This window comes from Clostridium lamae, from assembly GCF_033043255.1.
GTDB lineage: Bacteria > Bacillota > Clostridia > Clostridiales > Clostridiaceae > Clostridium > Clostridium lamae.
Map to the genome: position 1 here is coordinate 36,990 of NZ_JASCQJ010000023.1, position 15,480 is coordinate 52,469.

General features: G+C 30.8%; 14 protein-coding genes and 1 riboswitch. Of the genes, 1 reads left to right on the forward strand and 13 read right to left on the reverse strand.

The window, feature by feature from the left end; all coding sequences use genetic code 11:
* Positions 1–8: 8 nt before the first annotated feature.
* The 7 genes from QK892_RS11785 to QK892_RS11815 form a co-directional block, all read right to left on the reverse strand.
* Positions 9–770 carry an amino acid ABC transporter permease gene (locus tag QK892_RS11785; protein ID WP_317273735.1) on the reverse strand — a complete coding sequence of 254 codons (762 nt, stop codon included), beginning with the start codon at positions 768–770 and terminating at the stop codon, positions 9–11.
* Positions 771–838: 68 nt separating this feature from the next.
* Positions 839–1,666: a transporter substrate-binding domain-containing protein gene (locus QK892_RS11790; RefSeq protein ID WP_317273736.1), complete on the reverse strand. Its 828-nt coding sequence runs from the start codon at positions 1,664–1,666 to the stop codon at positions 839–841.
* Positions 1,667–1,807: 141 nt separating this feature from the next.
* A riboswitch (Lysine riboswitch) is annotated at positions 1,808–1,991 on the reverse strand.
* A 107-nt stretch (positions 1,992–2,098) separates the two neighbouring features.
* Positions 2,099–3,073 (reverse strand): ABC transporter ATP-binding protein, encoded by a 975-nt coding sequence (locus QK892_RS11795; protein WP_317273737.1) that lies wholly within the window; start codon positions 3,071–3,073, stop codon positions 2,099–2,101.
* Between the two features lie 22 nt (positions 3,074–3,095).
* On the reverse strand, positions 3,096–4,070 hold the full coding sequence (locus QK892_RS11800) for an ABC transporter ATP-binding protein (RefSeq protein ID WP_317273738.1): 975 nt from the start codon (positions 4,068–4,070) through the stop codon (positions 3,096–3,098).
* Complete coding sequence (locus tag QK892_RS11805; protein ID WP_317273739.1) at positions 4,070–4,921, reverse strand: ABC transporter permease; 852 nt, start codon at positions 4,919–4,921, stop codon at positions 4,070–4,072. Before QK892_RS11805 ends, QK892_RS11800 begins: the two co-directional genes overlap by 1 nt.
* A 4-nt stretch (positions 4,922–4,925) precedes the next feature.
* The gene (locus QK892_RS11810) at positions 4,926–5,879 is read right to left on the reverse strand and encodes an ABC transporter permease (protein WP_317273740.1); all 954 of its coding nucleotides are present in this window, start codon (positions 5,877–5,879) and stop codon (positions 4,926–4,928) included.
* Positions 5,880–5,945: 66 nt separating this feature from the next.
* Entirely contained in the window at positions 5,946–7,523 is a 1,578-nt protein-coding gene (locus tag QK892_RS11815; protein ID WP_317273741.1) for an ABC transporter substrate-binding protein, read from the reverse strand.
* A 685-nt stretch (positions 7,524–8,208) separates the two neighbouring features.
* On the opposite strand from QK892_RS11815, the gene QK892_RS11820 reads away from it, so the two are divergent.
* Positions 8,209–8,418 carry a cold-shock protein gene (locus QK892_RS11820; protein WP_317273742.1) on the forward strand — a complete coding sequence of 70 codons (210 nt, stop codon included), beginning with the start codon at positions 8,209–8,211 and terminating at the stop codon, positions 8,416–8,418.
* A 58-nt stretch (positions 8,419–8,476) separates the two neighbouring features.
* Here the strand turns inward: QK892_RS11820 and QK892_RS11825 are convergent, their stop codons facing one another.
* From QK892_RS11825 to QK892_RS11850, 6 genes are all read right to left on the reverse strand, one after another.
* Positions 8,477–9,280 (reverse strand): alpha/beta hydrolase, encoded by an 804-nt coding sequence (locus QK892_RS11825; protein ID WP_317273743.1) that lies wholly within the window; start codon positions 9,278–9,280, stop codon positions 8,477–8,479.
* A gap of 200 nt (positions 9,281–9,480) precedes the next feature.
* Positions 9,481–10,419 carry an ABC transporter ATP-binding protein gene (locus tag QK892_RS11830; protein WP_317273744.1) on the reverse strand — a complete coding sequence of 313 codons (939 nt, stop codon included), beginning with the start codon at positions 10,417–10,419 and terminating at the stop codon, positions 9,481–9,483.
* Positions 10,409–11,488: an ABC transporter ATP-binding protein gene (locus QK892_RS11835; protein WP_317273745.1), complete on the reverse strand. Its 1,080-nt coding sequence runs from the start codon at positions 11,486–11,488 to the stop codon at positions 10,409–10,411. The genes QK892_RS11830 and QK892_RS11835 overlap by 11 nt, the downstream gene beginning before the upstream one ends.
* A gap of 12 nt (positions 11,489–11,500) precedes the next feature.
* Entirely contained in the window at positions 11,501–12,565 is a 1,065-nt protein-coding gene (locus tag QK892_RS11840) for an ABC transporter permease (protein ID WP_317273746.1), read from the reverse strand.
* A complete protein-coding gene (locus QK892_RS11845; protein ID WP_317273747.1) occupies positions 12,558–13,499 on the reverse strand; it encodes an ABC transporter permease in 942 nt (313 codons plus the stop codon). Before QK892_RS11845 ends, QK892_RS11840 begins: the two co-directional genes overlap by 8 nt.
* A gap of 66 nt (positions 13,500–13,565) precedes the next feature.
* Positions 13,566–15,221: a peptide ABC transporter substrate-binding protein gene (locus QK892_RS11850; protein WP_317273748.1), complete on the reverse strand. Its 1,656-nt coding sequence runs from the start codon at positions 15,219–15,221 to the stop codon at positions 13,566–13,568.
* Positions 15,222–15,480 lie beyond the last annotated feature (259 nt).

A 15,480-nucleotide genomic window follows, 5' to 3' on the forward strand; every position in this document is an offset into this window, starting at 1 on the left:
TTAAGCCACTACATAGATTTTTTAGCCATATCTTCTGGCCTAGCAACTTGCATTTGATTTCCTGCGATTATATAATTCTCTGGTCCATCTATCTTCTTCTCTAAATATCTTAGTATTCTCGTAACTGTAAATGTCATTATAAAGTAAAGAATACATGCTACGAAGAAAGATTCAAAATATCTAAAGTTATTTCCTGCTATAGATTTAGTTTGGAAGAATAGTTCTGATACTGATATAACATTCAATACTGAAGTATCCTTTATATTAATTACAAATTCATTACCTGTTGCTGGTAATATATTTCTAATTACTTGTGGTAAAACTACATTAATCATAGTTTGAAAGTGATTCATTCCAACAGCATGAGCTGCTTCAAATTGCCCCTTATCTATAGAAACTATACCACCTCTTACTATTTCAGACATATATGCTCCTGTATTGATTGAAACTATAATTAAACCTGCAGTAATTTTATTTATATCTAGACCAAAAGCTGCCGCTGATCCATAATAAATTACCATTGCTTGTACAATCATTGGAGTTCCTCTGAAAAATTCTATGTAAACAGATAAAATTCCATTAACTATTTTCAAAAATACTTTTTTAGGCCCTTTTTCTGGAATAGGTATAGTTTTTACTACCCCAACTATAAGTCCAATCATAGTTCCTATTAAAGTACCAATTATTGAAATAAATAATGTCATTCCAGCTCCACGTAAAAACATGGGCCAGTTATTTGTAACTATTTTAACTAACCATTCTATAGTCATAATCTAATCTCCTTATATATAAAATAGGGGCAATTGATTAAAATAAATCAGTTTTACCCCCTTTAATTTTATTGGACTGCTGGTTGATTTTCTATCGCCTTGTCCATTATTTCTAATCTTTCTGCATCTGAAACTCCATTTAAGATTTCGTTTATTTTATCTTTTAATTCACTATCCTTCTTAAGCCCAACTGCAATAGCTGTATCTTCTTCTGAAGTAGTAAATCCTTCTTTAAACTCTACCATCTTAAAGTTTTCATTTGCCGCTTGTGCACTTATTGCTTCTGGTTTTTCTGTTACATATCCATCTATTACTCCAGTCTCAAGTGCAACTCTCATTGCTGGGAAGTTGTCCATAGCTTCTACTTTATTAACACCTGGAATTTGATCTATTACACTATAATGGAATGTGTTTAATTGAGCTGTTATTTTAGCTCCTGAAAAGTCTTTTAATGTAGCTGCCTCTTCATAAATGCTACCTTTTTTAACTAGCATAACTAAATCTGATTTATAGTAAATATCTGAAAAATCTATAGTCTCTTTACGTTCTGCTGTCGGAGACATACCTGCAATTATTGCATCTATCTTCCCAGATGTTAAGGCTGGTACAAGTCCATCCCATTCAGTTTTAACAATTACTAATTCCTTTCCTAGTCCATCAGCTATTTTTTTAGCTATTTCTACGTCATATCCGCCTGCATATTCAGAACTTCCATCTATTTTAACTCCTCCATTAGAATCATCTAATTGAGTCCAGTTGAAAGGTGCATATCCAGCCTCCATTCCAACTCTAAATACATTTTCTTCAGAACTATTTGTTGTGCTTGAGGCACACCCTGTTAATGCTAATGTAGCTGTTACTACAGCTGAAATTAATAATGATAATTTTTTCTTCATAGTATATCCTCTCCTTTTTTATAATAAAAAAACCAACCTATTCGGTTGGTGCTATCTTAAATATTCTGGATAAGATATTCTAAAAATATTTGAGCTATTAGCCTCATAATAAATTCATATATACTTTACCCTCATCTTCCCATTTGAGATAGCACAACTTGATAAACCGGGCAGTTTATCAAGACAGTCCTGCAACTATTAATTACAGACCCAGCAAGTAATATTGAGATATATTACAAACTTCGGCAAAATTTCCTTCTCAATAGCTTCATAGCATTCTCAAGCTCCACTAAAGACTGTTAAATTTTGCGCCTCTACCCCACTGCTAAGTGAGGTATTTATTTAATTTTATATACATTTTACATCTATTTCCTACTACTGTCAATAACTAAATATTTCAATTCTTTTCAAAATATTAAAAATTGAGAATTATTAATATAAATGACAACTTACAAAATGATTCTTCTCTATTTCTTTCATTTCAGGCTCAACAGTCTTGCACTTCTCTGTGGCATAAGGACATCTAGTATGGAATCTACATCCTGTTGGAATATCTATTGGACTTGGAACATCACCTTTTATTAAACTAATATCTGATTCCCTTGATTTCTTTGGATCAGGAACTGGTATCGCTGACAGAAGTCCTTTTGTATATGGATGTAATGGATTTTTATATAATTCATTACTATCTGATATTTCTACTATCTTACCAAGATACATTACTCCAATTCTATCTGAAATATGCTTTACCATTGATAAATCATGTGCAACAAAAAGATATGTGAGTTTTAATTCTTTTTGCAGGTCTTCTAACATATTTATAACTTGCGCTTGAATAGATACATCTAATGCTGAAATTGGTTCATCACAAAGAATAAAGTCCGGCTCAGTTGATATAGCTCTCGCGATACCTATTCTCTGTCTTTGACCTCCACTAAATTCATAAGGATACTTATCCATATCTGCTTTTGATAATCCAACCATTTCTAATAACTTTTCTATCTTTTCATTTCTCTCATCCTTATTTAAGTTAGTATGTAAAGTTAAAGGCTCATTCACTAACTCTCTTACAGTCATATTAGGATTTAAAGATGAATATGGGTCTTGAAATATAGTTTGAATTTTACTATAAAAGTTTTTCATTTCTTTTTTAGGCAATTTTGCTATATCAGTTCCCTCAAAAAGTATATCTCCTTCTGTTACATCATAGAGTCTTGTTATAGTTCTTCCAAGAGTCGACTTCCCACATCCTGATTCACCAACAAGCCCAAAAGTTTCTCCTTTTCTAATATTAAATGAAACCCCATCAACAGCTTTGACATATTTTTTTCCCTTACTTAAAAATTCACTTTTGACTGAAAAATATTTTTTCAAATTCTTTACTTCTATTAATATTTCATTAGACATCCTAACACACCTCCTTCAAAATTTACTTTTCTAAAAAGCACATTGATCTATGCGTTTCACTAAACTCTTTATATTGAGGCACCTCTTCAAAACACCTTTTAAATGCAAATTCACATCTTTCCGCAAACGGACATCCCTTTGGCGGATTTAGTAGCGATGGTGCAGAACCCTTTATAGGTTTAAGTCTTGATTTATCATCATCTTCTATATTAGGAATAGAATTAAGCAGTGCCTTAGTATATGGGTGCTTAGCTTCATAAAAAATTTCATCTATGAAACCTTCTTCCATCACTAATCCACCATACATTACAACTAATCTATTACAAAGGCTTGCCACTACTCCCAGGTCATGAGTTATTAATATAACTGACATATCATTCGTTTCTTTTAGATTTTTCAATAACTGTAAAATCTGAGCTTGTATCGTTACATCAAGAGCCGTAGTAGGTTCATCTGCAATTAATAGCTTCGGATTACATGCTAGTGCCATTGCTATTAAAACTCTTTGCCTCATTCCTCCACTAAATTCATGAGGATATTGATCTATTCTCTTTTCAGGCATCGGTATCCCTACCTCTTTTAAGATATCTAAGGCTACTTTTCTTGCCTCTTTTTTATTTATTCCCTTGTGTCTTACTAATACTTCTATTAAGTGATCCCCTATTTTTTTTAGAGGATTCAAAGCTGTCATAGGATCTTGAAAAATCATAGCTATTTCTTTTCCCTTAATACTCTGCAATTCCTTCTTGGTCATCTTCACTAAATCAAAATTATTAAAATATACTTTTCCTTCATCTATTTTTGCATTTTCAGGTAATATATTCATTACAGATTTCATAAGAACACTTTTTCCACTTCCTGATTCTCCTACTATACCTAAAATATCTCCTTTATTAACATGAAAGCTTACGCCTCTTACAGCTTCAATTTTTTGTTCCTTAATATAAAAGTTAGTCTTAAGATTATCTATTCTAAGAAGGTTATTATCATTTTTCATTAACTCTCACCTCCTGAAGTTTTAGGTTCTACAATTCCCCTTAATACATTTCCTAATTTATTGAAAGAATATATTGTCAATACAATTAATATCCCTGGTATTAATGCCATATATAATGCACTTTGTAGATTACTTTGTGCATTTTGGAGTAAATTTCCCCAAGATGACATAGGTGGTTGAATTCCAAGCCCTAAAAAGCTTAAAGATGACTCAGTCATTATAGCACCAGCAATACTGGATGTGGCAGAAATAATTATGGTTGGAAAAACACTAGGAATTATATGTCTCAAAATTATTTTACCTGAAGATTCACCAATAGATTTTGCATAAAGCACATATTCTCTTTCTTTTATTGATAGAGTTTCTGCACGTACTAGTCTTGAGGTTTCCATCCAAGAAAATAAACCTATAACTATAATAATTGCTTGTAATCCTGGTTTTAAAAATATACTTATTACTGTTACTAATATCATCCATGGTATAGATGATATTATATCAACTAATCTCATTAAAATATTATCTATTTTTCCACCATAATATCCACTTATAGTTCCAGCAGCTACTCCAATACTAGTAGAAATTAACATAGCTAGAATCCCCACTGTCAATGAAACTCGTCCACCATATAAAGTTCTTACAAAATAATCCCTTCCTAATTCATCTGTTCCAAAAATATGTGTAGAACTTGGTGGCTGAAGAATATTAGATGTGTTTGTTAAGTCAGGATCTACTGGGATTAAAAATGCAAATATAGAAATAAGTATTATAAATAGTAGAAATATTGTAGAAAATAAAGCACTTTTATTATATTTAAACTCACTCTTAATTTTATTTAATCTTCTATTCTCCATTTCACTACCTCATTCCCTTTATTCTAGGATCTATCAAACAGTAAAGTATGTCTGACATTAGATTACCTAGTATTACCAAAGTAGACGATAGTAATAAAATAGCCATAATTATCGGATAATCTAGAGATCTTATAGCATTCACAAAATATGGGCCTACTCCTGGCCATCCAAATACAGTTTCTGTTATCATAGCTCCAGTTATAAGCATAGGTAAGGCCATCCCTAACTTTGTAATTATAGGTAACAGTACATTTTTATACACATGTTTAAATAATATTTCTGATTTACTTGCCCCAAAAGCTTCTTGAACCATTACATAATCTTCAGAAATTTGACCTATAGTTGAAGATCTTACATACCTTATTAAATCAGGTAAAAAGGCTATCACTAAAACTGTACATGGCATTATAAAATGTAAAATAAAGTCAGCAAAAGATCCTTCTCTTCCAATTGTATTCATCCCCAATATAGGTAATAAAGATAATTTATAACCAAAAATAAATATAATAATCATTGCAAACCAAAAACTAGGAATAGCTATTCCTATAGAACAAAATCCATCTATAATTTTATCTACCAATTTATTTTTATTAGAACCTGATAATAAACCTAAAAATATTGAAATTATAAAAGCTATTAAATAAGAAGGTAATACTAATACAGCTGTTGCCGGAATTCTTGCTATTAAATCACTTGATATGCTTTGATGAGTAATTATTGAATATCCAAATTCTCCTCCTATAATACCTTTAAGCCACAATAAATACTGAACGTACACTGGTTTGTCAAAACCATATTTAGCCTTAATAAGTTCAACTGTCTCTACAGACATTTTAGGTGTAATCATTGTATCAATGGCATTATATGGTGCTAATTGAATTAATGTAAAACAAATTACTGAAATTAATAATATTAAAGGAATAGCTTGAAGTACTCTCTTCAAAATATATTTAGCCATTTTCTCACTCCCACCTAAAAAATTTTATGGTGCTGCAATAAGCAGCACCCTGTTAGTATTTAAATATTATTCAAATTTCAATTTTGACATATCTTCAAAAGTATAAACTGGAACTAATTTAGCCTCGTCTACTCCTGTTATATTAGAACTCATAACTACAATTCTCTTATTTGATAGCATTGGATAGAAATAAGCATTATCTTGTATTTTTTGTTGAATCTTAGTATAAATTTCAACTCTCTTTGCTTCGTCAGTTTCAACTCTACCAGCATTAAATAAATCATCTATTTCTTTATCCTTATAGTGGCTATAATTATATTGGCTTTCAGATGTGAATAATGAATTAAATGTATCTGGATCTATTCCCATTATATATCCACCTATGAACATATCATAATTTGAATCTTCTTTTAGCATCTCTTGACTTAAAGCTGTTCCTTCTTGTCCTGCTAACTCTACATTAATACCTATAGCCTTAAGATTTTGTTGAATAATAGTTGCTTCCTTTTGTGATGGAACATCATTAGCTGTATATCCAAGCTTAACAGTTAAATTAGTAACCCCTGATTCTTCCAATAATTTTTTAGCTTTTTCTTGATCAAAACTATATTGTTCAACATCCTCTGTATAGAATGGATTTACATTAGGTAAGAATGAATACACTTCATCAGCATATTCCTTTGAACCAAAAGCAGCATTTATTAAATCTGTTCTATTCATTGCATAAAAGATTGCCTGCCTAACTTTTTTATCTTGTAACTTATCTGAATTTGAATTAATAACTACATAAGCAACTCTACCTTCACCATAACTATATGGAGTTAAATCTTCACCCTTAGTTAAATCGGCCAAATCAGTGGATTGAACAGATAGTGCATTTATTTCACCTTTTTGTAAGGCAAGCTTAGCAGTATTAGCATCTGGTATAATTCTAAAAATTACATTTTTTATATTTGCTTCTCCAAGATAATAATATTCATTTTTTTCAAATTTAACATATTGTCCTGCTTTATATTCTACTAATTTATATGGACCAGTTCCTACTGGAGTTGCATTCTTTTCACTATTTTCAAAATTAGTTTCTCCTTCGTAAATATGCTTTGGCATAATAAATATATTTGCTAATAATTCCATAGCAGGAGCACTAACTTCTGGAAGTATAAAATTAACTGTATGATCATCTACTTTTTCAACCTTTAAAGGCTTCCCATTAAATATTAATTGGCTATAAGCCCACCCTGCATTTTCTTCTTTTAGCATTTGCTCATAAGTGAAGACAACATCATCAGCAGTGAAAGGTTCACCGTCACTCCATTTAACATCTTTTTTAAGTTTAGCTGTGTAAGTTAAATTATCTTCTGACGGAGTCATACTTTCTGCAAGAAAATAATTAATTCCATCTGCATTATACATATATAGTGGTGAATATATAGCTTTTATGGTCATTAATCCATAACGATCACTTGTTGTTATTACATTAACTGAATTCCCTGGATCTCCAGCTATACCATATATAAATGTATCAGATTGTGTAGAAACTTCACCATCACTATTATTATTTTCTGTTTTATTCCCACAAGCTGTTAATAACATTGCTGTTGCTAATGTTGCTGTTAAAATTTTTGATAATTTTTTAAATCTCATATTTACCCTCCAAAATTATTATTTTATGTTGTATTTTCAAACTCCGGATTTTGAAAATAAGAAAGTGTGTTATATAAGGTTTCTTATTCAGTCGCTTTGCTCCGAGGCATCGCAACCCTATATAGCATACTTAAAATTTAATTAAGTAATTTTAAATTTTTTATTCACAGAGTAATATCTTTATAAATTACTTGTATAATAAAAAAAATAGCCTTCATATTCAGAGACCAAGTTTAAATCCACGTGGTTCCACTCTGATTTTTATGAAAAAGCATAGAATCTTTTAAATAGATAAATTTATCTATAGCTATAATGAGCGTTTCCGCTAAAGTCTACAATTATTTTAACTTAGTGCTCAAAGATGCACTTCAATCAAGTTCCACTTAAAATCTCACAGACAAGGAAATTATTCTCTGAAAGCTTCCCTTAATTTACTCTTTCCATTAAAACATATTATTCCTATCGGATTACTTGAGTTTCTTTATATTCATATTATATGAACATTAGCAATAATTGTCAACTAAATTTAATATAAAATAATACTACCTATTTTTATGCAGCTACATTAATTTTTATTCACAAACAGTTTACTTTTATACTTAATTAATAAATTTATTTTTTATAGTTTAAAATTTGTTTTTTTAATAATAATAAGTAGTGATAATTTATTAATGGAGGTTTTGCAATGGCAAACTATACTGGAGTTGTAAAATGGTATAACATGAAGAGGGGTTATGGATTCATATCTTGTAATGAAGGAAATGATGTTTTTGTTCATCATTCTCAAATCAAAGAGAAAGGTCCAGAAAAAGATCTTCATGAAGGTGAAAATATAACTTTCGATATTCAAGAAAACGAAAAAGGCCCAATGGCTGTAAACGTGCAAAAGCTTTAATAATAGCCTTTTGTTAACTGAATAGTGTAAAGATAAGGGACATTTTGATAGGTCCCTTTTATTCACCTCTTATTTCACTAAACCATTTCAATACATTTTGTATTTCTCTATCCCAGCAAGCCCAATTATGTTCACCTTCTGAATAATTAAATTTATAATCTACTCCTAAAGATTTCATTTTAGATTCCATCTCTAAGTTATTTTTATATAAAAAATCTTCAGTTCCGCACCAAGAATATATCTTCGGTATATCGTCGATTTTATTACTCTCAGCTAATATATCTAACAGATAAATTAAATCATTCTTCGAATTCTTGATACTTTCTAATGGTCCGAATACGCCTTCCCAAAAAGCTTTTCTTTTATTTCTAAAACCTTCTGTCATTGATTCACTTGCTATATTTAATGGTCCAGATAATGAAGCTGCTGCTCTGAACTTCTGTGGATTAGTTAAAGCTAACTTAAGAGCTCCATGGCCCCCCATCGAAACTCCAGCTACAAAAGTATCTTCTCTTTTGTCTGAAAAATTTTTAAAATATTCCTTCAAAAAAACTGGCAGTTCTTCTGATATGTATGTCCAATAATTAGCTCCATAAGTAGTGTCTGTGTAACAACCTAAGTGAGTTGTTGGTATAACAACAGTAAATCCATATTGTGATGCATATCTTTCTATAGAAGTTCTACGCATCCAAACGCTCTCATCATTTCCCATTCCATGTAATAAATACAACACTGGTTGTCCCTCTTTATTAACATTATCCTTAGAATCTATCTCATTAGCCTTCTTCTGTGGAAAAAGGACATTTAATTTGGTATTAATTCCTAGTACATTTGAAAAATAATTCACTTCAAATAAAACCATTTTGTCCTCCTTAAAAATAATTACTATTATGTTATTATATACCTAAATTTAAAAATTAGATATATTTAATATTAAATAATAGTTATTTTCTATAGATATTAATTTTTATCAATATCAATTTAAATATAATAAAAGGCTGATGCATTTACTTAATTCTATGCATCAGCCTTTTATTTATTGAAGCAATTATATTCTCCATACTAATCTTCTTTACTATTTATCCACTTTTGAAATTCTTCATCAGTAGCTAAAACATAATGGGTTCCGTCTACAAACTTTTTTTCTCCTAGTGAGTAATTTATTCCACTAGTAGCGTAATCATAGCTTATCGCTCTTCTATCCTTCTCAACATTAGGATTTGGATGTGGTATTGCTGAAATCAATGATTTTGTATATGGATGTACTGGATTAGAAAATATTTCTTCTGTAGTGCCTGTTTCAAGCAAATATCCTAAATGTAGTACCCCTATTCTATTGGAAATATATTTAACCATTGATAAATCATGAGCAATAAATAAAAGTGCAGTGTTGGTTTCATTTTGAATTTCTTTCATTAAATTTACTACTTGTGCTTGAATAGATACATCTAAAGCACTAATTGCCTCATCTGCAATTATTAGTCTCGGATTCATTATAAGTGCTCTAGCTATCCCTATACGCTGTCTTTGCCCTCCGGAAAATTGATGTGGATATCTATTGGCATGCTCCTTTGATAATCCAACCTTTTCTAATATTCTATATACTTTTTCATTTCTCTCTTCTTTACTATTATATAGTTTATGAATGTCTAATCCTTGAGCTATTATATCTAATACTTTCTTACGAGGATTCAAACAAGCCATAGGATCTTGAAATATCATTTGCATATTTATTCTTAAATATTTATTATCTTTATCAGATAATTTTCCTGATATATCAATTCCATCAAAATTAATTTCTCCAGAAGTTGGATCATATAGCCTAATTATTGATCTTCCAATTGTAGATTTTCCACTTCCTGATTCCCCTACAAGACCATATGTCTCACCTGGATATATCTCAAAAGACACTCCATTCACAGCTTTTACAGTAAATTTCTTACTTACTTTAAAATATTGCTTTAAATTCTTAACTTCTAATAAAGGCTGTCTATTTTCCACTTATAACTACCTCCTTTAGCATCCTATCTATTCTCTCTCTAAGCTCTTTTGGCATTTCAACCTTTGGTGCATTTTCATGCAATAACCATGTTGATGCATAATGAGTATCAGTTATTTTAAACATCGGAGGCTCAACTCTCTTATCTATATTTAAAGCATAAATATTTCTTTCTGCAAAAGCATCTCCTTCTACTGTACTTAATAAGTTTACAGGTGTTCCTGGTATTGTATATAGCTTATCATCTGTAGTCTCTATATCTGGCATAGCAGACAATAGTCCCCAAGTATATGGATGTCTCGGATCATAGAAAATTTCATCTACATTGCCCTTTTCTACAATTTTTCCTGCATACATGACTGCAACATAATCTGCAACCTTTGCTACAACTCCAAGATCATGAGTAATATATATAACAGAAATATTTAATTTCTTTTGTATATCTTTAATTAACTCTAGTATCTTTGCTTGTATTGTCACATCTAAAGCAGTTGTAGGTTCATCACAGATTAATAAATCAGGATTACATGCAAGTGCTATTGCTATTACTACCCTTTGCCTCATACCACCTGATAGCTGATGTGGATAATTTTTCATTCTTTTTTCTGCATCAGTAATTCCAACAAGATTTAATAACTCCAAAGCTTTTTCATAAGCCACTTTTTTTGGAGTCTTATAATGCCAAATCATGCCCTCCATAATTTGAGCTCCTATTGTCATTGTAGGGTTTAATGAAGTCATTGGATCTTGGAATATCATTGCGATACGTTTTCCATTAATCCTTGCTCTCATTTCCTTTTTAGATAATTTTAATATATCAACTTCAACTTTTTCGTCTTCCCTGTAGTAGTTGAACTTAATACTTCCAGAATTAATTACCCCATTACTACTTAATATACCCATAGCAGCCTTCATAGTAACTGATTTCCCACTACCACTTTCACCAACTATAGCCAAAGTTTCTCCTCTATATAAATCAAGCTTTACACCACGAATAGCATTAACAAGACCTGATGATGTCTTGAATGATATAGATAAATCTCTAATTTCTAATATTTTTTTATTTTCCATCTATACCACCTCCTATATTTCCTTCATCTTAGGATCAAAAGCATCACGTATTCCATCTGCTACAATATTAAAACTTAACATTAATATTGCAAGTACCACAAGAGGTGCTACTATCATATATGGATGAGTTGTAAAAGATTTAAATGCCTCACTAATTAATGAACCTAAAGATGCCATTGGAGCTGGTACCCCTAATCCTATAAAAGCTAAGAATGCTTCTGTAAATATAGCATTAGGAATTGAGAACATTGTATTAGTAATTATAGGTCCAATAATATTAGGCAAAATTTCTTTAAAAATAATAAAGAAACTCTTAGCTCCTAATGTCTTAGATGCTAATACAAACTCTTGCTCTTTAAGTTTAAGCACCTGTGCCCTAGCAATACGATTCATTCCAATCCATCCAGTAATCATAAGAGAAAAGGTAATAGTCAAAAGACCAGGCTTTAGAACTACGATTAACAATGTAACTATTACTAAATTTGGTATTCCATTTAATATTTCTGCAAAACGCTGCATTATATTGTCAACTTTACCTCCAAAATATCCTGAAATTAAACCATAGCTAAGACCAAATATTATATCTATAACAACTGCGACTAATGCTATATAAAGTGAAATTCTAGTTCCCATCCAAGTCCTAGTAAAGATATCTCTTCCTAAAACATCTGTTCCAAACCAATAATATACATCTTCAAGCCCAGTTTTCCCTCCGTCCTTAGATATATATTTGTTAACTTCAATACTTCCTGTAGATGCTTTTAAAGTTTCTCCACCATCAAGTATTCCGAACTTCTCTAAAACCGGAACTCTAGGTGCAAGATTTTGATGACTTATAATTTGAGAATCATAAGTATTCTCATTCATCCCAACACCAAATATAGCCATTAATGCTATTATAACTATGAATATTAATCCAATTATTGTCCCCTTACTCTTTAGTAATCTTCCTAATACATCCCCCCAATAAGATTGACTAGCATAAACTGTATCATCATGGGGTATCTCGTCTTTCCAAATAAATTCAAAATCATTCTCTAAAAAATCCGTACTTTTAGAATTATAATTATTACCCATGGTTATCCTCCTTTGCTAATCTTATTCTTGGATCAACTACTCCATATAGAATATCAACTATAAGCATTATGCCTATATACATAGCACTATAAATAAAGGCTAGTGCAACTATTACATTGTAATCATTAGACTGAATTGCTGTAACTAATAGACTTCCAATACCCGGAATGGAGAATATCTTTTCAATTACTAAGCTTCCAGTCATAAGTCCAACTACAAGTGGCGCTAAAACTGTAATAATAGGAATTAAGGCATTTCTTATAGCATGCCTAAATAATAGCCTAATTCCACTTATCCCCTTACTTTCTGCTAGTTGCATATAATCTGAGCTTAATACTTCTAGCATTTCAGTCCTAGTAAACCTAGATATAGTTGCTATTGTAAACATACATAATGCTATAGTAGGTAGTATTGAAGATTTTATTGCACTTTCTGCCGAATATAATAAAGGAAAAAAACTAACTTTATACCCTAAGTAATATGATAAAACTAATGCAAATACATATGAAGGTAAGCTAACTCCTAACACGGATATAACAGTTGTTATTGTATCCCAAATTGTATTGTGTTTAATTGCTGAAATTATTCCTAAAATTAGTCCTACTATAGAACCTAATAATACAGCTTGCCCACCAATTCTTAATGATATAGGTAGTCTAGTATGAAGAAGTGTTGATATTGGAGTGTTTTTAGAAATTGTATAGGAAACACCAAAGTCTCCTGTAAGCATATTTTTTATATAATTAAAGAATCTTATTATTATCGGTTTATCTAATCCATATTTTTGATTTAATAATACGATTTGGTCTGCTGTTAACTTCTCATCGTTAAACGGAGACCCAGGCATAAATTCTAGCATTAAAAATAGTACTAATAGTATTGCTAATAATGTGGCTATGGAAATTGCTATTCTTTTGAGTAAATATTTTTTCATGTGCAATTCCTCCTTTTAAAAATATTACAGTGGTAAACTAACCACTGTAATATGACTTTATATTCTTTACTCTATAGTTGCATTTTTATAAACTCTGTTGATTCCTACAGAATGGAATTCTATCTTTGAAACATTTTTCTTAATCATTACTGCATTACCTTTTTGATATACAGGTGCAATAACAGCTTCATCCATTACTGTTTTTTCTGCATTTTTTAATGCTTCCCATCTTGCTTCTGGATCTAATGCAAGCTCCCCACTTTTAGCTGATTCAATTACTGCATCATATTCAGTATTTGACCATAATCCATAGTTATTTGGGCTATCAGTAGTCCACATATCTAAATATGTCATTGGATCAGCATAGTCTGGACCCCAACGAGTAAATCCAATCTCATAGTCTCCATTTTGCATTCTTTCAACTCTATTCTTCTTAGGTAATACTTCAAGAGTTATAGTTACACCTGGAAGAGTAGTTTGTATTTCTGATTGAATAAATTGAGCTACATTTTGTGCTGATTCAGTATCTTCTACTAACATCTTATAAGCGAAGGTATCTTTACCTAATTCGCTTTTAGCTTTTTCGTAGAATTCTACTGCCTTAGTCTTATCTGTTGAAAGATAAGTATCAGTACCTTCTCTAAAATCTTTTCCATCAGGCCCAGTAGCAAGTTCTACTGGTACTGCAAAATCAGCTACTATTGATCCATCCTTTAATATATTATTAACAATTGCTTCCTTATCATAAGATAATGCAAGAGCTTTACGTAAATTCTCATTTTCTAAGCCTGCTACCTTTTGATTAGGAGATATATACCATAAATATCCTGCTTTTACATTCGTAAATTCAGGGTCATTCATAAATTGCTCTACTTGTTCTCCTGCTAGAGTTGCAACATCTAAATCACCATTTTGATATGAAAGCATTGTTTGTTGTGCTTCTTTTATCACTTGGAACTTAATTCCTGCTAATTTAACTGCACCTGCATCCCAATATTCTTCATTTTTTACTAAATCTATTGTTGTTGCAGCTGGCTCATATGCAGACATTTTAAATGGCCCATTACCTATTATTGTATCTGGAGATGTACCAAATTTATCTCCTGCACTAGTATAAAACTCCTCATTTACTGGATAGAATGAAGGGAATGATAATAATGATTCCAAGAATGTAACTGGATTTGATAATTCTACTACTAAAGTTTTATCATCTTCTGCCTTAACTCCTAATTCTTCTACCCCAACTTTTCCTGCTGATATATCATCTGCATTTTTTATTCCTGCAATTCCTGCAATAAATGCATATTCACTTGCTGTTTTAGGATCTACAAGACGTCTCCATGCAAAAACAAAGTCATTTGCTGTTACAGGAGTTCCATTAGACCATTTTGCATCTCTTAACTTAAAACTGTAAGTTAATCCATCATCACTTTTTTCTACTGATTCTGCAGCTGCTAATATTGGAGTTCCTGCTTCATCAACTGAATACAATCCCTCTGTAATTGCTGCTATTACTTCAAACGAAGTACCATCAGTTGCAATTTGTGGATCCATAGATGCTACTTCAACATCAAATTGAACCCTTAAAACATTATTAGATCCACCATCTACTTGTCCACTATCTGCGCCATCGCTCGTATTTTTTGCCCCACCACAAGCTACTAGACTAACAGTTAACACCGTTACTATAGCTGAAGTAAATAGTTTTTTAACGATTTTCATTTTTTTGCCCCCTTTTTATATTTAATTAAATCTATTTTTTACCATCGATTTAATTACTTACCAATTATTATATCTTCATTTTTTCGCTTGTCAATATGTTAGTTTAATATATAATTAAATATTTTCATGATAATTTATTAATATGTTTGTCTATTTATTGATAAATTGAGTTTTTTAACTTTAAATAAATCAATTTTATTACACATTTATATTTAAAAATAAACAAAAAAATAACTGATTTCACCCTAAAAAACCAGCT